This window comes from Nonomuraea longispora, assembly GCF_004348345.1.
Classification (GTDB): domain Bacteria; phylum Actinomycetota; class Actinomycetes; order Streptosporangiales; family Streptosporangiaceae; genus Nonomuraea; species Nonomuraea longispora.
Genome location: NZ_SMJZ01000098.1, coordinates 1 through 23453 on the forward strand (window position 1 = coordinate 1; position 23453 = coordinate 23453).

The 23453-nt window shown below is 72.4% G+C and carries 23 protein-coding genes and 1 pseudogene; 19 read left to right on the forward strand and 5 right to left on the reverse strand.

Annotated elements, in window-relative coordinates; translation table 11 throughout:
* From E1267_RS24135 to E1267_RS24150, 5 genes and pseudogenes are all read left to right on the forward strand, one after another.
* Positions 1-492: pseudogene (locus tag E1267_RS24135) on the forward strand (hypothetical protein); the annotation flags it as partial.
* Positions 493-620: 128 nt separating this feature from the next.
* A complete protein-coding gene (locus E1267_RS47365) occupies positions 621-755 on the forward strand; it encodes a hypothetical protein (RefSeq protein WP_269128883.1) in 135 nt (44 codons plus the stop codon).
* 11 nt (positions 756-766) lie between these two features.
* Complete coding sequence (locus tag E1267_RS24140; protein ID WP_132335210.1) at positions 767-1564, forward strand: glycosyltransferase; 798 nt, start codon at positions 767-769, stop codon at positions 1562-1564.
* Complete coding sequence (locus tag E1267_RS24145) at positions 1561-2694, forward strand: glycosyltransferase family 4 protein (RefSeq protein ID WP_246064206.1); 1134 nt, start codon at positions 1561-1563, stop codon at positions 2692-2694. The genes E1267_RS24140 and E1267_RS24145 overlap by 4 nt, the downstream gene beginning before the upstream one ends.
* Positions 2691-6869, forward strand: coding sequence for an alpha-(1->3)-arabinofuranosyltransferase domain-containing protein (locus tag E1267_RS24150; protein ID WP_165959761.1), 4179 nt, complete (start codon positions 2691-2693; stop codon positions 6867-6869). The genes E1267_RS24145 and E1267_RS24150 overlap by 4 nt, the downstream gene beginning before the upstream one ends.
* On the opposite strand, the gene E1267_RS24155 is transcribed toward E1267_RS24150, so the two are convergent.
* The 5 genes from E1267_RS24155 to E1267_RS24175 all read right to left on the reverse strand — a co-directional run bounded on the left by E1267_RS24155 (position 6796) and on the right by E1267_RS24175 (position 11365).
* Positions 6796-7974: an acyltransferase family protein gene (locus E1267_RS24155; RefSeq protein ID WP_132335214.1), complete on the reverse strand. Its 1179-nt coding sequence runs from the start codon at positions 7972-7974 to the stop codon at positions 6796-6798. The two genes, E1267_RS24150 and E1267_RS24155, sit on opposite strands and share 74 nt — an antisense overlap.
* A complete protein-coding gene (locus E1267_RS24160) occupies positions 7938-8654 on the reverse strand; it encodes a class I SAM-dependent methyltransferase (protein WP_132335256.1) in 717 nt (238 codons plus the stop codon). The genes E1267_RS24155 and E1267_RS24160 overlap by 37 nt, the downstream gene beginning before the upstream one ends.
* Before the next feature lie 51 nt (positions 8655-8705).
* Positions 8706-9557, reverse strand: coding sequence for an AfsR/SARP family transcriptional regulator (locus tag E1267_RS24165; RefSeq protein WP_161714666.1), 852 nt, complete (start codon positions 9555-9557; stop codon positions 8706-8708).
* Between the two features lie 328 nt (positions 9558-9885).
* Complete coding sequence (locus E1267_RS24170) at positions 9886-10674, reverse strand: SDR family NAD(P)-dependent oxidoreductase (RefSeq protein WP_220449651.1); 789 nt, start codon at positions 10672-10674, stop codon at positions 9886-9888.
* A gap of 49 nt (positions 10675-10723) precedes the next feature.
* Positions 10724-11365 carry a nitroreductase family protein gene (locus E1267_RS24175; RefSeq protein WP_132335220.1) on the reverse strand — a complete coding sequence of 214 codons (642 nt, stop codon included), beginning with the start codon at positions 11363-11365 and terminating at the stop codon, positions 10724-10726.
* A 159-nt stretch (positions 11366-11524) separates the two neighbouring features.
* Between E1267_RS24175 and E1267_RS24180 the strand changes: the two genes are divergently transcribed.
* The 14 genes from E1267_RS24180 to E1267_RS24245 all read left to right on the forward strand — a co-directional run bounded on the left by E1267_RS24180 (position 11525) and on the right by E1267_RS24245 (position 23448).
* Positions 11525-12139 carry a cyclodehydratase gene (locus E1267_RS24180; protein ID WP_132335222.1) on the forward strand — a complete coding sequence of 205 codons (615 nt, stop codon included), beginning with the start codon at positions 11525-11527 and terminating at the stop codon, positions 12137-12139.
* Positions 12140-12218: 79 nt separating this feature from the next.
* Positions 12219-12983, forward strand: a complete 765-nt coding sequence (fabG, locus tag E1267_RS24185) for a 3-oxoacyl-ACP reductase FabG (protein WP_132335224.1) — start codon at positions 12219-12221, stop codon at positions 12981-12983.
* Positions 12984-13013: 30 nt separating this feature from the next.
* Positions 13014-13331, forward strand: coding sequence for an acyl carrier protein (locus E1267_RS24190; RefSeq protein ID WP_132335226.1), 318 nt, complete (start codon positions 13014-13016; stop codon positions 13329-13331).
* A complete protein-coding gene (gene fabZ, locus E1267_RS24195) occupies positions 13328-13834 on the forward strand; it encodes a 3-hydroxyacyl-ACP dehydratase FabZ (protein ID WP_132335227.1) in 507 nt (168 codons plus the stop codon). Before E1267_RS24190 ends, fabZ begins: the two co-directional genes overlap by 4 nt.
* Complete coding sequence (locus E1267_RS24200; RefSeq protein ID WP_132335229.1) at positions 13831-14937, forward strand: aminomethyltransferase family protein; 1107 nt, start codon at positions 13831-13833, stop codon at positions 14935-14937. The genes fabZ and E1267_RS24200 overlap by 4 nt, the downstream gene beginning before the upstream one ends.
* Positions 14938-14971: 34 nt before the next feature.
* Positions 14972-17323 carry a beta-ketoacyl-[acyl-carrier-protein] synthase family protein gene (locus E1267_RS24205; RefSeq protein WP_246064207.1) on the forward strand — a complete coding sequence of 784 codons (2352 nt, stop codon included), beginning with the start codon at positions 14972-14974 and terminating at the stop codon, positions 17321-17323.
* Positions 17320-18069 (forward strand): nitroreductase family protein, encoded by a 750-nt coding sequence (locus E1267_RS24210; protein WP_132335233.1) that lies wholly within the window; start codon positions 17320-17322, stop codon positions 18067-18069. Before E1267_RS24205 ends, E1267_RS24210 begins: the two co-directional genes overlap by 4 nt.
* Positions 18066-18938: an alpha/beta fold hydrolase gene (locus E1267_RS24215; protein WP_132335235.1), complete on the forward strand. Its 873-nt coding sequence runs from the start codon at positions 18066-18068 to the stop codon at positions 18936-18938. The genes E1267_RS24210 and E1267_RS24215 overlap by 4 nt, the downstream gene beginning before the upstream one ends.
* Positions 18939-18949: 11 nt before the next feature.
* Positions 18950-19954, forward strand: coding sequence for an ACP S-malonyltransferase (locus E1267_RS24220; RefSeq protein ID WP_132335237.1), 1005 nt, complete (start codon positions 18950-18952; stop codon positions 19952-19954).
* A gap of 86 nt (positions 19955-20040) precedes the next feature.
* Positions 20041-20421 (forward strand): holo-ACP synthase, encoded by a 381-nt coding sequence (locus tag E1267_RS24225; protein WP_132335239.1) that lies wholly within the window; start codon positions 20041-20043, stop codon positions 20419-20421.
* A gap of 3 nt (positions 20422-20424) precedes the next feature.
* The gene (locus E1267_RS24230; RefSeq protein ID WP_132335241.1) at positions 20425-21285 is read left to right on the forward strand and encodes an ester cyclase; all 861 of its coding nucleotides are present in this window, start codon (positions 20425-20427) and stop codon (positions 21283-21285) included.
* A gap of 14 nt (positions 21286-21299) precedes the next feature.
* Complete coding sequence (locus E1267_RS24235; protein ID WP_132335243.1) at positions 21300-22094, forward strand: alpha/beta fold hydrolase; 795 nt, start codon at positions 21300-21302, stop codon at positions 22092-22094.
* Complete coding sequence (locus tag E1267_RS24240; RefSeq protein ID WP_132335244.1) at positions 22091-22510, forward strand: holo-ACP synthase; 420 nt, start codon at positions 22091-22093, stop codon at positions 22508-22510. The genes E1267_RS24235 and E1267_RS24240 overlap by 4 nt, the downstream gene beginning before the upstream one ends.
* Complete coding sequence (locus E1267_RS24245; protein ID WP_246064209.1) at positions 22504-23448, forward strand: ABC transporter ATP-binding protein; 945 nt, start codon at positions 22504-22506, stop codon at positions 23446-23448. Before E1267_RS24240 ends, E1267_RS24245 begins: the two co-directional genes overlap by 7 nt.
* Positions 23449-23453 lie beyond the last annotated feature (5 nt).

Here is a 23453-nt window from a genome sequence, read left to right on the forward strand (position 1 = left end):
GCGGGGAGGTGGGTGGGGGCGCTGGTGCTGGCGCCGCTCGCCGTGCTGCCCACGATGGCGTGGGGCGCGGCGGGAGCGCTGGAGGCCGTCGGCTATCCCAGCGGCTGGACGGCCGCCCGGGAGGTGATCAGGAGTGACGCCGAGCCCGGCGACGTCCTGATCCTCCCGTTCGAGTCCTACCGCCGCTTCCCGTGGAACGACAACCGGGCCGTGCTCGACCCCGCACAACGTTTCTTTGCCGCCCCCGGTCGGGATGTGGTCGCCGCCGACACCGTGCGCGTCGACGGGATGGTGGTCGGCAGCGAGGACGAGCGGGCCCGCTCGGTAGAACGTGTAATAGCCGGTCCGTCGCCTGATCTGGCCGGAGCGGGGTTCCGGTACGTCGTGGTGGACGCGGGGACGCCGGCCGAGCTGCGGCGCTTCGCGTCCTGGCTCCGACAGGCCAGGCTCCTGGTGAACACGCCTGAGCTGCGGTTGTACCGGCTCGCCTGACCCCCGCGGGGCCCGCTGAGGGCGGTCATCGCTCTGATTACGTTCCCGCAAACTACTTCCGAGTAGCAAGAATTGGTTCTAGGTTAAGATCGCTCTCCCTTTCGTTCCTGTACGAGGAGATGGGCTCGATGATCAAAATCCTCATGGCCGCGATCATAGGAACCGCCGTGGCGGCACTCGTGGCGACGGTGACCACCGTCACCCTCACCGGAGCCCCCGCGACGCCGGTCAACAAGCCCCTCTACAACTACGGCACGCGGTAGTCCAGGCACCCATGGCGCCCTTTCGTCCAGGCAGTGCGAGCTCGTCGCCACTGCTCGAGATCGTCGTCCCCGCGTACAACGAGGAGCGGCGGATCTCCGAAGGGCTGCTGCGACTGTGCGCGAAGCTCGCCGGCATGCCGTTCCCCAGCGCCGTGGTCGTGGTCGACAACAACAGCACCGACGCTACGGCCGAGATCGTCAGAGCTCGGCCGCCGAGCGTGGTCCCGGTCACCCTGACACAGTGCCAGGTTCCCGGTAAGGGAGCCGCCGTGCGCACCGGTCTGCTGCGGACCCGAGCGCCCCTCGTCGGGTTCTGCGACGCCGACATGGCCACCGACCTCGACACCATCGACGTGGCCGTGGGCCTGCTCCTGTGCGGCGAGCGGGTGGTCGTGGGGTCGCGTGCGCACCCGTTCTCCGAAGTGGACAACCGGCACAGCCGGGTCCGCGAGCTGGGCGCGGCCGTCTTCCGCCGACTGGCCAGGGTGATCGTGCCCGGCGTGAGCGACACCCAGTGCGGGTTCAAGTTCTTCGACGGGCCGCTGGTCCGGGAGGTGGCGACCGGGCTGCGCACGCCGGGGTTCACCTTCGACGTCGAACTGCTCGCCCGGTGCGCCGAGCGCGACGCGGTCCTGCGGGAGATCCCCGTACGATGGCGTGACATGCCAGGATCGCGCTTCTCCCCGGCCCGGCACAGCGCCGGCATCCTGCTTGAGCTCGGCCGCATCTGGCTGGCGCTGCGCCACGAGGCGCGGGCCGCCGCCCGGCCGTTGCGGGAGCACCCGCTCGACCCCGTCGGATCTCCGTGAACGTACGGGAAGTCGCCCGTCTGCGTGTCGCCGTCGTCAACTGGCGCGACCCGTGGCACCCCGCCGCCGGCGGCGCCGAGACGTACGCCTGGGAGATGGCGCGTCGCCTGGCCGCCCTGGGCAGCCAGGTGTGCTTCGTGACGGCCCGCGCCCCCGGGCAGCGCCGGCGGGAGGACGTCGAGGGGGTACGGTTCGTCCGCATGGGTGGTCCGTTGACCGTCTATCCCCTGGTGCTCGCCTGGCTGCTGCTCCGGCGCGGCCGGTTCGACGCGGTGCTCGACTGCCAGAACGGGATCCCGTTCTTCACCCCGTGGGTGCTGCCCCGCCGTACCCGCGTCCTCTGCGTGATCCACCACGTACACGACCGGCAGTTCGGCGTGCACCTGCCACGGTGGGGGGCGGCAATCGGGAGATTCCTGGAAGGGCCGGTTTCACGGTGGACCTACCGCCGGTACGCGAGCGTGGCGGTGTCGCCCTCGACCGCGGCGGCGATGCGCGAGCGGCTGGGGTGGACCGGGCCGATCCACCTCGTCCCCAACGGTGTGCACGAGCCGGTCGTGGCCGCCGGACGGAGCCCGGCGGCGCGGCTGGTCTGCGTGGGCCGGCTGGTCGCGCACAAGCGCGTCGACCTCCTGCTGGACGCGGTGGCGCAGCTCAGGCAAGGCCGCCCGGAGCTGCACGTCGACATCATCGGGCGCGGACCCGAGGAGGCGCGGCTGCGCGCCCGGCTGCCCGAGGGCGTCACCCTGCACGGCCACCTGCCGGAGGAGGCCAAGCAGCGGCTGGTCGCCGGCGCCTGGCTGCACGTGACGGCCTCGCAGGGCGAGGGCTGGGGATTGTCCGTGCTGGAGGCCGCGGCCCTCGGCGTGCCGACGGTCGCGTTCGACGTGGACGGGCTGTGTGACGCGGTACGGCACGGCGAGACGGGTTGGCTGCTGCCCGAGGGGTCGGATTTCGGCAAGGGCGTGGCCGCGGCCCTCGACGAGATGGACGGCGGGCAGTACGACGCCTACGGCGAGCGGTGCCGCGCCTGGGCGGCCCGATTCCGGTGGGACCGGAGCGTGGCGCGCATGTTCGCCCTGCTCCAGGGCCGCGCCGCCGCCCCCGGTCACGAGGAGCCGTGGCCGTGACGCGGAGCCGGCGGAGCAAGGCCCGGGAGGCGGCGGGCGAGAAGACGACGGAGGGCACCGCGGCGGGCGGGAAGGCGGTGAAGAACGCCGCAGAGGGTCAGAAGGCGGTGAAGGGCGCCGCGGCGGACGTGGCCGTGAGCGTGAGAACGCGGCACCGGCTGTGGCTGGCGATCTGCTGCCTCGGCCTGGCCGTGCTGGCGTTCACCACCGAGCCCGGCCGGATCGTCTCCGACACCAAGATCGACCTCGCGCTCGACCCGATCGGCTGGCTGGAGCGGGCCGCCCACCTCTGGGACGTCCAGCACTTCGGCCAGTTGCAGAACCAGATCGCGGGCTACCTGTTCCCGATGGGCCCGTTCTTCGCGCTCGGCGAGGTGGCCGGGCTGGACGCGTGGGTGTCGCAGCGGCTCTGGCTGACGTTGCTGATGTGCGTGGCCTTCCTCGGCGTGGCCCGGCTGACCGGCCGGCTCGGGATCGGCACTCCGGGCGCCCGGATCGCCGCCGCCCTGGCCTACGCGCTGGCGCCGCGCGCGCTGTCCATCCTCGGCGAGATCTCGGTCGAGTGGTTGCCGGCCGCGATGTTGCCGTGGATCTTGATTCCGCTGCTCACCGCCGCCGGGACCGGCCGGCGCGCGAGGGGCGCGATCAGGTCGGCGCTGGCGGTGGCGTGCTGCGGCGGCGTGAACGCGGCGGCGGTGCTGGCCGTGCTCGTCGTCCCGGTCCTGTACGTGCTGACGCGCCCGGCGCCGGTGCCGCGCTGGCGGCTGCTCGGCTGGTGGGCGGCGGCGGTTGCGGTGGCCACGCTGTTCTGGTGGCTGCCGCTGCTGCTCGTCGGCCGGTACGCGTTCTCGTTCCTGCCCTACACCGAGACGACCGCGGCCACCACGCAGGTCACCTCGCTCACCAACGTGCTGCGCGGCGCCGCGGACTGGGTGCGCTACCTGCCGGTCGGCGGCGTGGCCGAGCAGCCGCCCGGTTACGCCATCGCCACTTCGGCCGCGATGGTGCTGGTCACCGGCCTGATCGCGGCGCTCGGCCTGGCCGGGCTGGCCCGGCGCGATCTGCCCGCCAGGGGCTTCGTCGTCGCGGTGTTCCTGGTGGGCGCGGCGGCGATGGTCGCGGGTCACGCGAGCGCGCTGGAGCCGGTCGTGGCCGAGCCGGTGCGGTGGCTGCTCGACGGGCCGCTCGCGCCGCTGCGGAACCTGCGCAAGTTCGACCCCCTGGTGCGGCTGGCGCTGGCCTTCGGGCTGGCCCACCTGCTGGCGGGGGCGCGGCTGCGGTTGCGGGCGGTCGCCGTGGCCGCTTTCGCCGCGCTCGTCCTGCCGGTCCTCAACCAGGGCCTGGCCGCGCCCGGCTCGTTCAAGGAGGTGCCGCTCTACTGGAAGGAGGCGGCGGCCTGGGTCAACGAGCACGCGGGCGACGAGGGCGTGCTGGTGGTGCCTGGCGCCAAGTTCGGCGAGTACCTCTGGGGTCGGCCGATGGACGACCCCATGCAGCCGCTGTTCCAGGCCCGCTGGACCACCAGGCAGGTGGCTGCGGCCGGGTCGGTCGGCCTGACCCGGCTGCTCGACGTCGTCGACCAGCGGCTCGCCGCCGGGCACGGCTCCGCAGGGCTGACCGAGGTGCTGCGCAGGATGGGCGTGCACCACGTGCTGGTGCGCAACGACCTGATGCGTCACCACCTCCAGGGCGCCTGGCCGAGCCGGATCCACGAGGCGTTGCGCGAGTCGCCGGGCATCACGAAGGTGCGCTCGTTCGGCGGCGAGGTGGGCGACACGGCCGGGGACGACGTGGTGGAGACGGTCGACTGGCCGCATCCGGCGCTGGAGCTGTACCACGTGGCGGGCGCGTCGGAGCCGGTGAGCGTGCAGCCCGCCGACCAGGCCGTGCGGGTGCGCGGCGGCCCGGACTCGCTGCTCACCATGGCCGACCAGGGACTGCTGGGCGACGGTCCTGTGCTGGTCAACGACGACGGGAACAAGTACGAGGCGCCGGTGGTGGTGAGCGACGCGCTGCGGTTGCGCGAGCGGCAGTTCGGCGAGATCCGGTCGAACTGGACGCCCACCCTGCCCGCCGACAGACGCGCCGACTTCACCGAGGTCAGGAAGCTGGACGTGCTGGAGGACGGCTGGCTGGACGACACCGCCACCGCCGAGTACGACGGCGTCTCCGGCGTCACGGCCTCTTCTTCCGTCGCCGACGCGGGCGCGGTGCCCGGCACCAGCAGCGCGGCCCGCGGCCCATGGGCGGCGCTGGACGGCGATGTCGGGACCGGCTGGGAGAGCGGTGGCTGGGATCCGCCCGAGGGCGAGTGGCTCCGCGTGGACCTGCCGCGAAGGCTCGCGGTCCCCAGGTTCATGATCACCTTCACCGACAACGTGCTGCTCGGCCGGACGGTCGAGCGCGTGGCCGTGGTCACCGAAGGCGGACGCCTGGTGCAGGACGTGGGGCCGCCCGGCACGCCGCAGTGGCTGCGCACGCCGCCGGGACGGACGAACTGGATGCGGATCGAGGTGCTGGCGACGTCAGCCAAGCCGTGGAGGTTCGGCGACCGGGTCGGCATCTCCGAGGTCGCGATCCCGGGTGTGACGCCCAGCCGGACCATCCGCCTGCCCGGCGCGGGGGAGGCGTACGTGATGGACTCGGGGCTCGACGCGCGCCCGGCCTGCATGCGGGGTAGGGACCGGTGGATCTGCAACCCGACGCTGGCCAGGCCGGGGGAGGAGGGCGCCGGGTTCGACCGGTCGTTCACGGCCGAGGCCGAGCGTACGGCGGACGTGCGGGGCTCGGCGGTGCTGCGCGACCCGGCGCTGATCGAGCGCTACAGCCGGCTCGGCAGCGATCTGACCACCGTGACCGGCTCGTCCCAGATGGGCGAGCACGCCGTGGTCGCCCCGAGGGCGGCGTTCGACGCCGACGCGAGCACCACCTGGGTCCCGGCAGGTCACGACACCCGGCCGGCGCTCACGATCGGCTGGAAGAAGCCGCAGCGCGTCTCGCAGATCCAGGTCGCCAGGCCGGGCGGCGACAGGGGGCGGCTCGACGTCATCGCCATGGGAGACAAGGGCCGGGTACGCACCGGCACCGTGGACGAGGACGGTTTCCTGCGTTTCAAGCCGGTCACCACGAAACGGCTCAAGCTACGCTTCTTCCCCGTCTCGGAGCAACTGCAGATCACCGAGCTGGTGATCCCCGGCGTCAGCCCGGCGAGCCGGCCGGCCGGCATCCCCTTCCGGCTGCCGTGCGGGATGGGGCCGAAACTCGAGGTGAACGGCGCCGCCGTGCCGACCAAGGTCACCGGCACCCACGCCGACCTGCTGGAACAGCGGCCGGTGACGATCACCGGCTGCTCCGGGGCAGAGCTGGCGGCCGGTGACAACCGGGTGCGCGTGGCCGGCTGGGAGCCGTTCGCCGTCACCGAGCTGGTGATAGGCGAGCGGCCCGCGCTCCCCCGTCGCGTCGAGGGGCAGGCCGTGGCCGGCTCGTGGACGCCGGCGGAGCGGCAGGTCCAGGTCACCGCGCCCAAGGACACGTTCCTGGTCGTCAACGAGAACTACAACCCGGGCTGGCGGGCCACGATCGACGGCAGGACGCTCACCCCCGCGCGGCTCGACGGCTGGAAGCAGGCGTGGGTGGTGCCCGCGGGCACGTCCGGCGTGGTCCGCCTCGAGTACGTGCCCGACGGGCTCTACCGGATGGCCCTGGCCTTCGGGCTGGCCGGCATCGGCCTGCTCGCGCTGGGGGCGCTGGTGTTGCGCGGGCCGCGTCCTGAGCACGTGTGGCACACGGCTCCGGCGGCGGCCACGCGCGTGTCGCGGTGGCGGGCGCCGTACACGATCGTGCTCGCGGCGGCCTTCGGCGGATGGGTGGCGGGCTGGCCGGGCATGCTCGTGGCGATCGCGGCCGCCGCCTCGGCGCTCTGGCCGGGGGTCAGGCCGGCCTGGGCCCACCACGCGCCCGCGGCGTTGTTCGGGGTGGCGACGCTGAGCCTGGCCGCGGCCATGGCGCTGCGCGAACAGGGACTGGAGGTGGGGTTGCTCGCCGACCAGCTCCCGCAGCTCGCCGCCTGCGCCGCCGTCGGCGCGCTGGCCGGCGGACTCGTCACGGGGCGGGAGCCGCCTGCTGAGGAGACGGTGGCCCCGGCGGCGGAGCGGGCGCTCGCCCGAGCCGACTGAGCCGCAGCGCGTTCGCCTCCACGAGGTGGTAGGTGGCGGCGCTCAGAGGCGCCGTGACGACGAAGGTGAGAATCGCCACCCGGACGAAGCCGCCCGTGAACATGGGGGTGCCGGTGAGCTTGTAGTAGAGCGTGATCACGGGCGCGTGCCAGAGGAAGAAGCTGTAGGAGATGCGGCCCATGTAGGCCATGACGGGGTTGCCCAGCACCCGGTACGCGAGCGAGCCGGGCCCGAGGCCGAGCACGAACGGGGTGACGACCAGCACCGCCACCGACGCCTCCAGCGCCATGCGCCACAGAGCCTGCGACATGGTCGGCAGCGTCAGCGTACGGGGCCCGGCCAGTTCCGTGCTCAGCACCGCGTACAGCAGCAGCGCCAGCACCAGCGACTGCGGAGCGAGCGCGGCGACCGCGGCGCTGCGGCCGATCCACACCGACAACACCGCCAGGGCCATCCCGGCGGCGAAGAAGATCAGGTGGTGCGGCAGCAAGAGCGCGAGCTGCCGCTGGTCCAAGGCGTCCGCGGCGACCACGCTGGCCAAGGAGACCACCGGCAGCACGGCGATGCCCGCCAGCAGCCTGACCGGCCGGTCACCCCCGCGCGCCCACCGGTGCAGCAGCCAGGCGAGCGCCGGCAGCAGCACGTAGAACGCGGCCTCGACGGGCATCGTCCACATCTGGTAGAGGCCGTCGGTGGCCTGCTGGTCCTCGGCGTAGTTCTGCAGCAGCAGCACCCACGCGAGCCAGTCGGCATGATCAGGCGAGCTCCACAGCAGCAGGACGGGCACGGTGACCAGCCAGTAGGCGGGCAGCACCCGCAGGGCCCTGCGCCACAGGTAGCGGCCCGTCCGTGGCGGCGCCGCGCCCTCCAGCACGGCCCTGGCCCACGGCCGGTACAGCAGCAGGCCGGAGAGCAGGAAGAAGACCGGCACCGCGATGCCCAGGCGGCTCGCCATCCAGGCGACCATGCCGTCCTGGTGGACGACGTTCGTGTGGCCGCCCACGTGCAGCACCCACACGCCGAGCGCGGCCAGCGCGCGGATGCCGTCGAGGGCGGGGTTCCTGCCGTTCAGGGCCGTTTGCGCAGGACCAGGGCCAGATTCCACGTGGCGAACTCCCTAACGATCGGCACCTGTAACACCGGGCGGCACCACCAGGGCAGGTAGCGGGGCAGCGCGTCCACGACCTGGAGGTCCTCACGTGAGCGGGCCCAGCGCAGGCCGTCGGCCACGGAGACCGGATGGAGGGTCCGCCCGTAGCGGTTCTTGGGCGGCCTGCCGTGTCTGGCCTCCCACCGGCAGGCGGCCCGCTCGCCTCCCAGGTAGTGCCAGGGCGAAGTCTCGTGCCCGCCCCAGGGGGACAGCCAGTTGGTGTACGCCAGGAAGATCAGGCCGCCGGGCCGGGTGACGCGGGCCATCTCGGCCGCCATCCGCCATGGATGTGGAACGTGTTCCAGCACGTTGGAGGAGAAGCAGACGTCCACGGACCCGTCGGCGAGGGGAAGGTCGAGCGCGCTGCCCAGCACGCCGCCGGACGCGCCCGTACCGGTGAGCTCTCCCGCGTCGATGTCCACGCACACACAGCGGGCGCCCTCGCGCCGGAACGCCGCGGCGAAGTATCCGGGGCCGCCACCCACGTCCAGCACGGTCGTACCGGCGAGGCGGGTGTAGTGCCCCAGCAGGGCCGCGGTGTCGGCGGCGAGCGTGGTGTAGAAGGTCTCGGGCGCGCACGGCTCGGACCGGAACGCCCGGAACAAGGCCAACGACCGGGCGAGATCACCGTGCATGCGCTTGTGTCCGGGCACTGCAGAAGTCTGTACGAGAACGTGTTCGGCTGTCTAGAAGATCGTGGCGCCCGCGGAACCCCGCCAGCTCACGCCGAGAGTGACGTCGGCCGAGAGCATACGCTCGTGCAGCCGCTGGACCGAGTGGGTGGGGTCGACCCCGGCGCTGTCGATGAGCAGCCGGCGCAACTGCTGGTAGGTGCCGAGCGCCTCGATCTGCCGGCCGTCGAGGTAGAGGGCGAGCATGAGCTGGCCCCAGAGCCGCTCCCTGGGTTTGCCGGGGTTCATCACCGAGTGCAGGCGATCGATGGAGTCGGCGTACGCGCCGCGTGCGATCAGCAGATCCACCAGTTCGGTCACCACGCTGACGCGCTGCTCCTCGAGGCGGTCCGACTCGTCGCGCAGCGCTCTGAGCGTGCGGGAGTCCTGCAGCGCCCGGCCGTTCCAGGTTCGCAGGGCCTGGTCGAAGCGGTCCCAGGCGGTGATGTGGTCGTTGTGGCCGAGGGCCTGGTGGCCTTCGCGGGCCAGTTGCCTGAAGCGGATGACGTCGAGGTTGCCGGCGTCGGCCGTGACGCGGTAGCCGTTGGAGACGGTGTCGATCGGCGCCGCCGAGGGGTCGTGCGGCGAGATCGACCTGCGTAACTCCCATATGTAGGTCTTCAGGTTGCCGAACGCCGAGGCGGGTGGTGTGCCGTCCCAGAGCCGCTCGATCAGCGCCTCGGTCGGCACCGGGGAGTTGGCCTGGAGGAGCAGCAGCGCGAGCAACTGACGGTGTTTGGGGCGTAACGCCAGTTGGTCGCCGGTGCTCAGGCGGACGCTGACGTTGCCGAGCAGGTGAAAAGCGGGGCGGCGCACGTAGGCCGTGGGTTCCTGGTCCTGGGGACGGGGCGACGGCGGGGTGAGCACAACACCTCTCCTTTTTCGCAAGCCGAAAGTCCGGTTCACGTCGCGACCGGCTGTCGGCGGCGACGTGGGAGAGGCCGGAATGCCTGCGAGTCGTTGGGATTGTGCTCTGCGTGGTTGGCGCAGCATCCAGTGCAGACCTTCGGCCCCGATGGAGGAATCTGCTATTTATCCAACCGCTCGTGAAGATATCCGCCACCCTGCCACGGGTCAAGATCTTGTTCTGTTCTGTTACGTGTGGTAGCAAGCGTTTGCCCGGGAAAAGTGCCGTACCGGACCCCGTCGTTCTCGGCGCGAATGACCGAGCAAAGGGCGAAACACGCGGTGAACGTCAGCGGCGCCGTCCGCGCCGGGAGTTCCGCAGATACTCCCGCACGTCGGGATAACCCTTCGTGTGAGCGCCTCCGTCCACCATGAGCAGGTCACCGGTGATCCACGACGACTCGTCCGAGGCCAGGAAAAGCGCGGCGGGCGCGATGTCGGCGGGCTCCCCCATGCGGCCCAGCGGCGTGGCGGCGACGAACCCGTCGCGCAGCGGCCGCTCGGTGAGCGTCGCGGACAACGGGGTGGGCACCACCCCCGGGGCCAGCGCGTTGACCCGGATGCCCGCGGCTCCCAGCTCCATCGCGGCGACCTGGGTGAGCATCTCCACGCCCGCCTTGGCGGCGCAGTAGGCGGCGAAGCCCTCGGCGGGCCGGCGCGCGGTGAGCGAGGCGATGTTCACGATCGACCCGCCGCCCGTCATGCGCCGGGCCTCGTGCTTGACGCTGAGGAAGACCCCGGTCAGGCAGACGTCCACCACCCGGCGCCACTCGCGCAGCGTGAGCCGGGCGATCGGCCCGAAGGCGCTCACGCCCGCGGAGTTCACGCAGACGCGCGGCGGGCCGAAGGCGCGCACGGCGGCGTCCAGGCTCCGTTCGAGCGCGACCTCCTCGGTGACGTCGGCGGACGCGGTGAAGACCCGCTCACCGAGTTCGGCGGCGCGGGCGCGCACCCCTTCCCCGTCGCTGTCGATCAGCGACACCGCGGCTCCCTCGGCGTGGAACAGCCTGGCGATCTCCCAGCCGATGCCCGAGGCGGCTCCGGTGACCACCGCGTGGCGGTCCGTCAGACGGCTCACGAATGCCCCCGGCGAAGGAGACGCGGCCGGCGCGGACGGGAGCGGCCCATCAGGCGTCCGGCCGCCAGACAGGCTCATCGAGATCGAGGCCGACGCCGGCTCCCCACCGGTTGCGGTAGCTGACCTGCGAGGCGGGGCGCCGGACGGCGACGTCCCAGCGGCCGGTGGGATAGCCGAAGGTGACCATGCACGACGGCCGCCAGCCCTCCGGCTTCGGCACGCCCAGGATCCGCATCGTCGCCGTCGGGTGGTAGATGCCGAGCACGGTGGTCAGCGTGCTGCCCACGCCGTGCGCGCGGGCGGCGAGCTGGGCGCTCCACACGGCGGGAAAGATTGAGGAACCCGAGGTGTCCGTCGAGAAGGCGAACAGCAACAAGGGATACGTCTCGAAATTGTCCGCCAGATATCGAGCGGAGGTCAAGAAACGCCGGCCGTCCATTTCCCCGGCCGTTCGGGCGAGCTCCTTGTACGGGCCCGCGAAGAGTCTGGCGAGCGCGTCACGGTAGAGCGGGGCGAACTGCTCCTTGACCGCCTGGTCGTCCACCAGCACGAATCGGTATCTCTGCTCGTTGCCCGCGCTGGGCGCGCGTACGGCCGCGTCGAGAATGCTCCGCTGGACCTCGTCGGGAACAGGGTCCGGCTTCACCCTCCGCATGGCGCGTGTCGTGTACAGCGCCTCGAAGATATCCACACCCACGCATGCTAACGGTGGAACAGCGCCCTTTCCTGGGCGTGTACCGGTGTGTGGACCTGACGTGTATGCGGCGTGGACCCTCCATGGATCATCCAGCTCCATTCTGTAGCGCGGGAGGAATTCATGGGCATAAGGAAATCGCACCGCATCGCAAGTGTGGCCGTCGGTACCGCGCTTGTCGCAGCTTCCACGCTCTACTCGGCCCCGGCCCATGCCGCGGTCACCACCACGCCGGTGTCGCTGGCCTGCCAGGCCGACTGGCCCTTCGACGGGATCGCCTTCACCACCTCGCAGACGATCACGTCGAACACACCCACGTCCGTCCAACGTCTCTCCACGTTCACGGGCACCGGAACGTCGGCCCCGTACACCGTTCCCACCGAGGTGAGCGGCGCCCCCATCACCGAGCTGCGCGACTTCACCCTCTCGCTGCAGTTCACCGGCCCCGCCGCCGTGACGGGCGCGAGCCTGTCCGGCGGCTCCAACATCGGCTCCGGCGTTCCGACGGTGACCACCACCACCAACAGCGTGACGCTCAAGGTGCCCGGACCACTGACCGCCGGCACGACCGTGACCCTGCCGCAGATCAGGATCAACGCCACCGCGGGCAACACCACCGGAACCGTGCAGATGAAGGTCAAGGGCACCAGCTACGCCGATCCCGGGCTGCGCGTCACCGCCGTGGTGCCGTTCGACCCCGACCCGATCATCGCCCCGTCGGGTTGTTACCCCTCGCCCAGCCCCGTACTGGCCTCCATCGCCGTCACCTAGCCACGCCGCGGGCCTGCCGTGCCGCCCGCTGCGCCGGGCGGCACGGCAGGCCCGCACTTCGAGCACGAGAGGAGTCCCGATGCTCTTCCCAGCGGGCACGGTGGCCCTGGTCACCGGTGGGGTCAAGGGGATCGGCCGGGCCGTCTCCGTGGACCTGGCCCACGAGGGCGCGGAGGTGATCGCGACCTACCGGCAGGACGAGGAGGCGGCCAAGGAGACCGTCCGGCTCATCGAGTCGGCGGGCGGGCGGGTCACCGTGGTCAAGGCCGACGCCTCCGACGAGGAGTCGGTCCGCGAGTTGTTCCGGTGGATCAGGCAGACGTACGGCCGCCTGGACGTGCTGGTGTCCAACGCCGGCATCGTCCGGGACCGCCACCTCATCACCATGAGGACGGAGACCCTCCGCGAGGTGCTGGACGTCAACCTGACAGGCACCTTCCTGTCCTGCCGGGAGGCCGTCCGGTTGATGGAGCACCACCGCAGCGGCTCCATCGTCACCATCTCCTCGGCCGCCGGCGTCTACGGAGGCCAGCCGGGGCAGACGAACTACGCGGCCTCCAAGGGAGGCATCATCGCCTTCTCCAGGACCCTGGCGACGGAGGTCGGCCGGCGCGGCATCAGGGTCAACGTGGTGGCCCCCGGGTTCGTGGAGACGGACATGACGCACGGAATCTCCCCGGCCAGACGGGAACACTACCGCTCCAAGATCGGCCTCGGCCGGCTGGCGCAGCCCGAGGAGGTCGCCTACCTGGTGAGCTTCCTGGCCTCCAGCCGCGGCTCGTACATCACCGGCTCGGTTTACGACGTACATGGCGGCGGCTTCGTGGTCGGCGACCTCCCGTAGCCGGTGCAGCACCCACAAGGAGTACAGAGCATGGACATTCAGGAGATGCGCGCGGAGGTCGAGCGCCGGCGCGCGACCTGCTCCCGCATCAAGGAAATGATCGTCACGCGCCTGGACCTGACGATGGACCCGGAGTGGATCACCGACGACCAGTCACTGTTCGGGCGCGGGCTGGAGCTCGACAGCCTCGACTTCCTCGAACTCGCCGTCGGCATCGAGGTGGAGTTCGGGGTGGCGCTGTACGAGAGCCAGATCTCGGTGTTCGGCTCGGTGAGCACCCTGGCCAACTCGGTGGAGCCGGAGCTGCGGCGCAGCCGCCGGCAGGCCGAGCTCGAACTGCAGGCATGACGGACCCCGCGGCCCCGCTCGCCCTCGACTGCGACCAGATCGCCCGGCTCCTTCCGCACCGCTGGCCGATGCTCATGCTCGACGCGGCGCGCGAGGTCGTTCCCGGTGTCAGCGCGGTCGGGGTGAAGAACGTCACCGCTGACGAGCCGTGGTGCGTCGGCCACTTCCCGGGCAAGGTCGTCCTGCCCGGCGTCCTCGCGGTCGAGGCGATGTGCCAGCTCGCGCTGCTGACCTGCGCGGTCGAGCGGGCCGGCCGAGGACAGGGCGGCGGCGTCGACGGCTACCTGACGAGCCTGCGCAATTTCAGGTTCCGCAAGATGATCGTGCCGGGCGACCAGCTCATCCTCAGGGTCGAGCACATCGCCGGCGCGAACGGGGTCAGCGAGTTCCGCGGTGAGGGCAAGGTCGCGGACGACGTGGTCGTCACCGGCGTGCTCACCGCCGCCTACTCCGACCGCCCCTCCAGCAACGCACGTACGACCTCGGTAGGAGGCAGCAGATGACCACCGTGACGCACGGCACGTCACCGTTACGAGCGGTTCACCCCGACAGCGCCGAATATCAGACCATGGCCGGAGCGGAGGTCGTCTGGCGGATGTCCGACCCGGGTGAGGAGCCAGGTAAAGAGTACGAGAGCCTGCGTGACGGCGTCGGCCTCATCGACTGGGGCACCAGCCGCCTCGTCGAGGTGCGTGGGGACCACGTGGAGTGGTTGCAGCGTCTGCTCACCAGGGATGTGGAATATCTGGCCGGGGAGCGTACGGTCTGCAGCCTGGTTCTGGACGAGGCGGGCAGGGTGGTGGACATCGTCACCGTCTACGGCCGGGACGGCGGTGTGCTGCTGGAGAGCTCGGTCGGCGGCGGTGAGCGGCTGTGGGCCCACATGACCGCCTGTGCGGACGACGGGGTGGAGCTCGTCGACCGCAGTGGCGAGCTGACGGTCGTCGGCCTGGAGGGCCCGAGCGCCTGGCGGATCATCTCCCAGGTCTTCGGCGAGAGCCTGTCCATCATGCCGTACGAGTCGACGGCCGACACGGAGTTCGGCGGCAGGCCGGTGCTGCTCGCCCGCACCGGTGTCACCGGCGAATACGGCTACAAGGTCATCGCCGACCACGACACGGCGCGTGCCTTCTGGAAGAGCGCCTCCGTGGACGCCACCCCCGTGGGCCTGGAGGCGGTGGAGACGGCCATGCTGGAGATCCGGCAGCCGATCATGCAGCGTGAGGTGACCGACGAGCTCGGTGTGATCGCGCAAGGGCTGAACTGGCTGGTCGACTCCGGCAAGGAGTCGTTCACCGGCCGTGCGGCGATGATGGCCGAGTACGAAGGCGGCGCGGCCGTCCAGACGATCGGCTTCGCCGGTGCCCCGGACGGGACACCGCCGCCGCGCGGCACCCGGGTGCTCGCGGACGGCCGGCCCGTCGGCTCCGTGGTGCACGCCGTCGTCAGCGGCCGGCTGGGCGCCGTCCTGGGCCTGATGCGGATCGAGGTCTCGCTCGCCGCCGCCGGGCTGCCCTTCACGATCGACCACGAGGGCGGGCTGGAGGTCGAGACGCTCAACACGCCGTACGTCCGCCCCAAGAGCTGGATCACCCCGATCTCCTAGGAAAGGGCCACCGGTGGAGTTTCATTCCGTTGCCGTGACCGGTCTCGGGATCGTCTGTTCGGGCGGCAGGAATCCCAAGGAGTTCTGGGTGCGGCTGCTGTCGGGGCTGAGCGCGATCACTCCCATCCAGGATCCGGCGTACGCGGTCTTCGACTCCGCGTACGCCGGCCAGATTCCCGACGAATGGCTGATCGACCAGCTCTCCGGCGCGGACCTGGAGCTCGACAGGGACTCGCGGATGGGCCTGGTGGCCGCGCAGCAGGCCATCGCGCACGGGGCGCTGGACCCGGGCGGGACGGACGGCGAACGTTTCGGCGTCGTCCTCGGCAGGTGCGTGGCGGCACGCAAGACCCGCAACCCGCGAGGCGAATGGAACTACCGGCCCATGCACGCCTCGCTCGACCTCATCGCCCAGCGGATCGGGGCGCTCGGCCCGCGGATCCTGGTCAGCACCGCCTGCGCGGCCGGCGGCAACGCGGTGGGCCTGGCCAGGGACAAGATCGTGACCGGCGAGGCGGACGTCATGCTGGCGGGCGGGCTGGACCCGCTGCTCTTCGACGTGACGGCGGGCTTCAACGGGTTGCAGGCGCTCAGCCCCGGCCCGACGCGCCCCTACAGCAGGTCCGATGGGCTCAGCCTGGGCGAGGGGGCGGCGTTCCTGCTGCTGGAGTCGGAGGAGCACGCGCTGCGCAGGGGAGCCGTGATCCTCGCCGAGGTGGCCGGCTACGGGTTGTCGGCCGACGCCCACCACCCGACCGCCCCTGACCCGACGGGCCGTGGCGGCGCGAGCGCCGTGCGGCGTGCGCTGGGCGAGGCCGGGCTGGAGCCCGGTGACGTCGACTACGTGTGCGGCCACGGCACCGGCACCCCCGCCAACGACGCGATGGAGCGCAAGGTGATGCGCACCGTCTTCGGCGAGCGGGCTCCCCAGGTGCCGATCAGCAGCGTCAAGTCGTTCGTCGGCCACACGCTCGGCGCGTCGGGCGCGATCGAGGCGCTGGCCGGCGTGCTCGCGCTGGGCGAGGACATGGTGCCGCCCACCGCCGGGTTCGACCAGGCCGACATCGACGCCGCCGACCTGGACTTCGTACCGAACCTGCCGCGTCCCGCCCCGGTCGACGTCGTGGTCTCCAACAACTACGCCTTCGGCGGCAACAACGTCTCGGTCGTCCTGCGCAAGCCGCGTGGCGGCGGGCGCGCGGTCCGGCCGCCGCGGCCGGCGGTGATCACCGGGCTCGGCCCGGTGTCCGCGCTGGGCGTGGGCGTGCCGCAGTGGCGTGCCGCCCTGGCCGAGGGCAGATCCGGCATCGCGCCCGTCACCGCCTTCGACACCTCGTGGCACCCCGCCGGCGCGGGCGCGCAGGCGCCCTCGCTCGACGGGCGGTCCTACGCCCCCAGGAACGTGTGGCGGCACATGAACAACCTGTCCCGGCTCTCCACCGCGGCCACCCGGCTGGCGTGGGAGGACGCCGGGCTGGCGCTGCGCAGGTCCGACCTGGACGAGGTCGGCCTGGTCTTCGCCACGGCCGGCGGTTCCACCGAGGCCGTGCAGGGCTTCGACCGCAGCGTGGCGAAGGACCCCAGGCACACCTCCGTCCTCGACTTCTCCAGCGTCGTGCTGAACGCCACCGGCGGCGCGGTCTGCCAGGCGCTGGGGTTGCGCGGCGAGACGACCACCATCTGCCACGGCGGCGTGTCGGCGTCGCTGGCCCTGGACTGCGCGCTGGAGCTGATCGCGGCGGGCAAGGCCGAGGTGGTCGTCGTGCTGGCCGCCGACGGTTTCAACGAGCCGATGTACCGGGCGCTGGCCGCGGGCGGCGTCCTGTCGGCGACTGGCTCGGCCCGGCCCTACGACCGCGGACGGGACGGGATGGTGCCGGGCGCCGCCGCCGTCGCGGTGGTGGTGGAGTCGGCCGAGCACTGCGACGCGCGCGGCGGCGTACCGTACGCGAGGGTGCTGAGCACCGCGCACGCCAGGCGCGGGTCCGCCGGGGAGGCGGCGGCGGTGGAGCGCAGCCTGGCCGCCGCGGTCGATCGGGCCGACCGCGAGCCGGGCCTGGCCGTCGGGATCGCCGACGGCAGGTCGCAGGACGCGGCGGAGGCGGAAGCGCTCGCCGCCTGCCTGCCGGACGCGCTGGTGACCGCCCCGGCGGCCCTGACCGGCGACTGCCAGGCCGCCTCCGGCGTGATGAACCTCGCGGTGGCCGCCCTCGCCGTGCGCGAGGGAGTCGTTCCGCCGGTGAACGGGCTGGCCGAGCCCGAGATCGGCGCACGGACCCGCTACGTCACCAGCCCCGGTTCGACGGCGGACGTGGCCGCGGCCGTGGCGCTGACCGGCGCGATCGGCTCCGTCCGTGGAGCGGTAGTGCTCGGAGGACCGGCATGACGGTCGCCGGCCGGGCGTCCCTCTTCGACCTGGGCGAGGTCGATCGGCTGCTGACGACGACGCGCTCGGTGCGCAGGCGCCTGGACGTCGAGCGGCCGGTGCCGGCGGAGGTGGTGCGCGAGGCGCTGGAACTGGCCGTACAGGCACCCACCGCGCAGAACCTCCAGCACTGGCGGTGGATCGTCATCACCGAGGAGAAGGTGCGGCTGGGCGTCGCCGAGCAGTTCCGCCAGGCGCGGTGGCTGGACCGTTACCGGGGGACCCGTTCCCGCAGGGGCCGCAGGGAGGCGGAGAGCCGGCGCCTGCAGGATTCGGCCGACTCCGTGGTGGAGCTCATCGCCAAGGTCCCGGTGCTGGTCGTGCCCTGCATGGTGGGCAGGCCGCCCGACATCGGCAGGATCGACGCCGAGTGGACCGGGCGGGGCTACCGGTTCGACCCCGACGACATCCGCTCGCGCTCGCGCATGGGCGCGATGATGGCCAGCAACTTCTACGGCTCCATCTACCCGGCCATCTGGTCCTTCCAGCTCGCGCTCAGGAGCCGGGGCCTCGGCAGCACCATCACCTGCATGAACCTGATGTTCCCCGGCCCGTTCGCCGAGCTCCTCGGCATCCCCGAGGTCGTCACGCCGATCTGCGTGCTGCCGGTGGCCTACACCGTCGGCACCGACTTCCGGCCCGCCCCCCGGGTCCCGGCCGGCGAGCGCACCTTCTGGAACCGCTGGGGGATCGAGGAGGCACCATGAGCCACAGCGTGGAAGTGGTCAAGGTCAACGGCCTCGACCTCGCGGTCACCGTCGCGGGCGAGGGGCGGCCGGTCATCCTGCTGCACGGGTTTCCCGACTCGGCGACGCTGTGGCGGCACCAGATTCCCCGGCTGGTCGCCGAGGGGTACCGGGTCATCGCGCCGGACCTGCGCGGATTCGGCGCGTCGTCCAGGCCGGCGGACGTGGCCGCGTACCGGCTGCCGATGGCGGTCAGCGACGTGGCCAAGATCGCGGCTCTCTTCGCCGGCGGGCGGGCCCACGTGGTGGGACACGACTGGGGCGCCGCGGTGGCCTGGATGTACGCCTCCATGATGCCGGCCAAGGTGGACCACCTGGTCGCCCTGTCGGTCGGGCATCCGGCGACCGGCCTGTCGCCCTCCATAGAGCAGCGGGCCAGGTCATGGTACGTGCTGCTGTTCCAGTTCCCGGACGTGGCCGAGGAGCTGCTGCGGGCGGACGACTGGCGGCTGATGCGGCAGATCGTGGCCGAGGAGGGCGACGTCGAGCGTTACGTGGCGGACCTGGCCCGCCCGGGGGCGCTGACGGCGGGACTCAACTGGTACCGCGCCAATCTGGCGCCCGCCCTCGAACTGACCCCCGCCAGGGCCACGCTGCCCGTCCACGCGCCCACGCTCGGTGTCTGGTCGTCGGGTGACCGGCTGATCGCTGAAGAGGCCATGACCGGCTCGGCCCGCTTCGTCCACGGTCCGTGGCGGTACGAGCGGATCGACGGCGCGGGCCACTGGATACCGCTCGACGCGCCGGGCCCCCTCGGCGATCTGCTGCTGGACTTCCTCGGCAGCCACGAGAGCGTGCTGCCCGCAGTCGGCCGTCGCCGCCGCTTCTAGAAGGAGGACCGATGCTCGCATGCTTCTTTCCCGGGCAGGGCACGCTGCGCGTGGGCATGGGCCGGACGTTCCGCCGTCATCCGGCCGCCATGGCGGCTCTCGCCGAGGCCGGAGACGTGCTCGGCAGGGACCTGGCCGCTCTGTGCGCGCGGGGGCCGCAGCCGGCGCTGATCAGCACCGAGAACGCGCAGCCTGCGGTGACGGCGTGCAACCTGGCGGCGCTGGCCGCGCTCAGGGCCACCGGGCTGGAGCCGGACGTGGTCGCCGGGCACAGCGTGGGCGAGCTGAGCGCGCTGCACGCGGCGGGGGTCCTGGACTTCGCCGCCACGCTGCGGCTGGTGGAGGCCCGCGGGCGGCTCATGGCGCGGGTCCGGCGGGCCGGAGTGATGTCGGCCGTGCTCGGCCTGACCCCGGCCGAGGCGGCGGAGCTCGTGGCGCTGGCGGGCCCCGGCGGCTCGCTGGCCGTGGCGATCGAGAACGGGCCCGACCATGTCGTGGTGTCCGGCTCTCCGGACGCGATGGACCGCTTCGGCGTGCTGGCCATGGAGAGGGGAGCGCGGAAGATGACGCCGCTCAGCGTGAGCCACGCCTTCCACAGCCCGCTCATGTCCGAGGTGGCCGGGGAGTGGGCGGAGCGGGTGGCGGGCGAGCGGCTGCGCCCGCCGCGTTGCCCGGTGCTGCTCAACGCCACCGGCCTGCCGGCGACCGACGCGGAGGAGCTGAGGCGCGGGCTGACGGCCCAGCTCACCGGCCGTGTCCTGTGGGCCGGGGCGTTGCGCGCCGCCGCCGACCTGGGCGTGCGGGACTGCGTCGAGGTGGGCGACAGCAGGACGCTGACCGGCCTGGCCCGGGCCGCCGGGCTGCGCTGCGTGAGCATGTCCGACCCAGCCTGGCCGAGGAACGTCGCTCGCCTGCGCCCGGCCGGCCTGGCCGACCTGGCCGAGCCGGCCAGACCGGGCCCGCGGGAGGCGGGCGCACGGGAGGCGGCGGGCCCGCGGGAAGCGGGCGTGCGGTGAGCGGGGCGGGTCCGGCGGTCGCGGCCGGGCCTGTGGTCGCGGCCGGGACCGGGCGATGGGCGTGGGCGCGGGTCGACCTCGGTGGAATGAGCGAGCCCGCCGCGCTCGTACGGCCACTCGCCCTGGAGGAGGTCTTCACCCGGCAGGAGCGGATGCGTTCGGCCGCCCGGTCCACGCTCGCCTCGTGGGGCGGCAGGCTCGCGGCCAAGCACGCGGTGACCACGGCGCTCGGCTACGACACGCCGCCCGCCCCGCTGACCGGCGTGGAGGTCCTGCCCTCGGTACCGCGCGGCTGCCCGCGCGGGCACGCCTGCCCGCACGGCCATCCGCCGGAGGTCACCCTCGGCGCGGACTACGCCGAGCTGGCGGCCGGCGCGGGCGTGAGAAGAATCCAGGTGTCGGTGAGCCACACCGCGCGGGTCGCCGTGGCGGTGGCCCTGGTGACCTGGACTACGGACGGAGGGTGAGTGGTGGACCCGCAGGCAGCCGCCATCCTGCACATGGATGCGTGGAACGGCAACGACCCCGCGCGGGTCGCGGCCACGGCCGACCGGTTCGACGCCCCGGGCACCGAGGGGCCCGTGTCGGGGCAGGAGCTGCGGGCGCACGCCGCCGCGCTGTTCGAGGCGTTCCCCGGTTTGAAGTTCGGCATCGACGCGCAGGCGGCGGGACCGGACCACGCCGTGCTCTGCTGGACGCTGCACGTCCAGCACCTCGGTCGTTATCTCGGCGCCAGGCCGAGTGGCGCGACCGCCACGATCAGCGGCACCGACGTGGTCCGCTGCGACGGTGACCAGGTGCGGGTGCTGCGCGCCTTCGACCGTGTCTCGCTGCTCGACAGGCTCGGCATCCGGGTCGTGGTGTCGCCGCCGGCGATGCACGGCTGGCAGTACGGGCTCGGCTCCCGCCTGGCGGGCGCCGGCGCCGATCGGCCGGGCGTGCTGGTCATGACCCGGCTGGACGTCGCCGACGAGCAGCAGGAGGAGCAGGTCAGCATGCTCAGCCTGGCGGTGGGCGCGAGCCTGCGCAACGCCCGCGGTTTCCTGGGCGCCACCACCACGATCGTCGGCGGCCACATCTACACGATGAGCGCCTTCGACCGTCCCGAATCCGTCCGCGCCGTGAATATGAAGCCGCATCAGCGGGCCGTGCGGCGTTTCTACCGTTCCGGGCTCTGCACGGCCGGGACGGTCAGCGTGTGGAGCCCGCTGCGGCTGATGGAGGCCGTACGCTGCCCGGCCTGCGGCGTGCTGAGCGAGGACCGGACCGGCACCGGCTTCGAGCGGGGCTGCACGTGCGAGTGGACCCCGCGCGGACGCCCATTTCTCTGAACCGAGGAGCGACCATGAACGGCTTCACCCTGGAGCACCTGCCCGGAACCCGCACCGGCCCGACGATCGTCCTGATGTCGGGCATGTTCGCCGGGGACTGGATGTGGGACGACCAGTTCCGCGCCTTCGCCGAGGACGGTCGCCCGGTCGCGCGCGTGGTCGAGGCGATCGCCATGCGGCCGGAGGTGTCGGGCACCATCCCCAAGGTGCGGGCGGCTCTGGAGGAGGCGTGCGACGCCGCCGGGATCCAAGACATGATCGTCTGTGGTGCCTCGATGGGGGCGGCCGTCGCGATGGACATGGCGGTCGCCGTGCCTGAGCGGGTCCGGGCGCTGGTGCTGACCGGCACCCCCGGTCTGTCGCCCGACCCGAACCTGGGCATCAAGAACGACCACCCGCAGGGCCGGACGATGTTCACGGCGGACTACGGCGAGCGCCTGGTCTCGTCACTTTTCCACGGCGGCCGGGCGGCGCTGACCGACGAGCAGTACGAGAAGACCAAGAACATTTTTGAGTGCCGGGAGGGCATCCTGGGCGTCAGCCGGGGCATCAAGGCGATGCGGCGCTATGACATGCGTGCCGCCCTGCGGCAGGTGCGCTGCCCGGTGCTCAACCTCTGGGGAGCCCACGACCTCACCACCCCGGTCGAGTCGTGGGCCGAGGTCGCCGAGACCCACTCCAACCATCGCCTCGTGGTGATAGAGGACTCCGGCCACGTGCCCATGGTCGAGCGTCCGGAACGCTACACCGAGATCATGCGCGACTTCGCCGCCGAGTTCGACCTGGCCTACGGTCCCGCCGCGTCATGAACGTGCTCATGGGCGTGGACGCCCTCCAGCCGGAGCGGGTCGAGCGGGCCATGGCCCGTTGGGGCGAGGCCTATTCCGCGAAGGTCTGCTCGGAGGCCGAGCTGTCCGAGTGGGGGAGCCGGCCCGCGGGCGTGGCCGCCTGCCTGGCGGTGAAGGAGTGCCTCATCAAGGCCGTCGGCGGCAGGACGTACCCGTTCGACTGGCATGGTCTGAACGCCGGTGGCCCGGCCTGCCCGGCCGCGCGGGACCTGCTGGAGGACGCCGCAGGCGCGTTCGGCGCGGCCACCGGCGCGGTGAGCACGCGGCTGACGGGCTGCGCCGTGCGGGCGCGCGGCCTGCGCGGCGCGGCCCTGTGGGGCCACAGCGGCGATCACATCGTGGCCATGGCGGTGCTCGTCGAGGAGGGTACGTGCTGACCGCGGCGCTGGAGTGCGAGGGGCTGGTGAAGAGGTACGGCAGCCTGCTCGCGGTGGACGGGCTGAAGTTCTCGGTGACCGAAGGGGAGGCGTACGGGCTGCTGGGCCCGAACGGCTCGGGCAAGTCGACCACCATCGAGATGGTGGTCGGAGTGCTCATCCCTGACAGCGGCACGGTACGGGTGCACGGCCACGAGATGGCGCGTCATCCGCTGCGTGCCAAGCGGCTCGTCGGTTACGTGCCGCAGGAGGTGGCTCTCTACCCCGACCTGACCGGGCGGGAGAACCTGCGGTACTTCGGCCGGCTGTTCGGCCTGCGGGGGCAGCGGTTGCGCCGGCGGGTGGCCGAGGTGCTCGACGTGGTGGGCCTGGCGGACCGGGCGGACGAGCGGCTGGGCACGTACTCGGGCGGCATGCAGCGCCGCGTCAACATCGCGGCCGGCCTGGTGCACGAGCCGAAGGTGCTGGTGCTGGACGAGCCGACGGTCGGCGTGGACCCGCAGAGCCGCAACGCCATCCTGGAGAGCGTCGAGCGGCTGGTCGCTGGGGGCACGACCGTCCTCTACACCTCCCACTACATGGAGGAGGTCGAGCGGGTCTGCGACCGGGTCGGCATCATCGACCGGGGCCGGATCATCGCGGAGGGGCGGCCGGAGGAGCTGATGGCCACTCTCTCGCCGGGCGGCCGGGCCGAGGTGGAGGTCGACGGGGACGTGCAGGCGGCGGGCGTGGCGGTCGCGGCGCTTCCCGGGGTGGCCGTGACCGTGGCCGACCACCGCCCGCGGCTGCTCCTGGTCACCTGGACCGAGGGCGCCGACCGGCTGCCCGACGTGCTCCAGGCGCTGAACGGCGTGGCCGCCGTGGTCAGGACCGCGGCTGTGAGACCGAGCCTGGAAGAGGTCTTCCTGCACCTGACCGGCACCTCGTTGCGCGACTGATCGGA

Excerpts from the sequence above, each read along its gene's own strand:
- E1267_RS47365 (WP_269128883.1), top strand. The coding sequence starts at position 621 with ATGATCAAAATCCTCATGGCCGCGATCATAGGAACCGCCGTGGCGGCA.
- E1267_RS24140 (WP_132335210.1), top strand. The coding sequence starts at position 767 with ATGGCGCCCTTTCGTCCAGGCAGTGCGAGCTCGTCGCCACTGCTCGAG.
- E1267_RS24160 (WP_132335256.1), bottom strand. The coding sequence starts at position 8,654 with ATGCACGGTGATCTCGCCCGGTCGTTGGCCTTGTTCCGGGCGTTCCGG.
- fabG (WP_132335224.1), top strand. The coding sequence starts at position 12,219 with ATGCTCTTCCCAGCGGGCACGGTGGCCCTGGTCACCGGTGGGGTCAAG.
- E1267_RS24190 (WP_132335226.1), top strand. The coding sequence starts at position 13,014 with ATGGACATTCAGGAGATGCGCGCGGAGGTCGAGCGCCGGCGCGCGACC.
- fabZ (WP_132335227.1), top strand. The coding sequence starts at position 13,328 with ATGACGGACCCCGCGGCCCCGCTCGCCCTCGACTGCGACCAGATCGCC.
- E1267_RS24200 (WP_132335229.1), top strand. The coding sequence starts at position 13,831 with ATGACCACCGTGACGCACGGCACGTCACCGTTACGAGCGGTTCACCCC.
- E1267_RS24210 (WP_132335233.1), top strand. The coding sequence starts at position 17,320 with ATGACGGTCGCCGGCCGGGCGTCCCTCTTCGACCTGGGCGAGGTCGAT.
- E1267_RS24215 (WP_132335235.1), top strand. The coding sequence starts at position 18,066 with ATGAGCCACAGCGTGGAAGTGGTCAAGGTCAACGGCCTCGACCTCGCG.
- E1267_RS24220 (WP_132335237.1), top strand. The coding sequence starts at position 18,950 with ATGCTCGCATGCTTCTTTCCCGGGCAGGGCACGCTGCGCGTGGGCATG.
- E1267_RS24225 (WP_132335239.1), top strand. The coding sequence starts at position 20,041 with ATGAGCGAGCCCGCCGCGCTCGTACGGCCACTCGCCCTGGAGGAGGTC.
- E1267_RS24235 (WP_132335243.1), top strand. The coding sequence starts at position 21,300 with ATGAACGGCTTCACCCTGGAGCACCTGCCCGGAACCCGCACCGGCCCG.
- E1267_RS24240 (WP_132335244.1), top strand. The coding sequence starts at position 22,091 with ATGAACGTGCTCATGGGCGTGGACGCCCTCCAGCCGGAGCGGGTCGAG.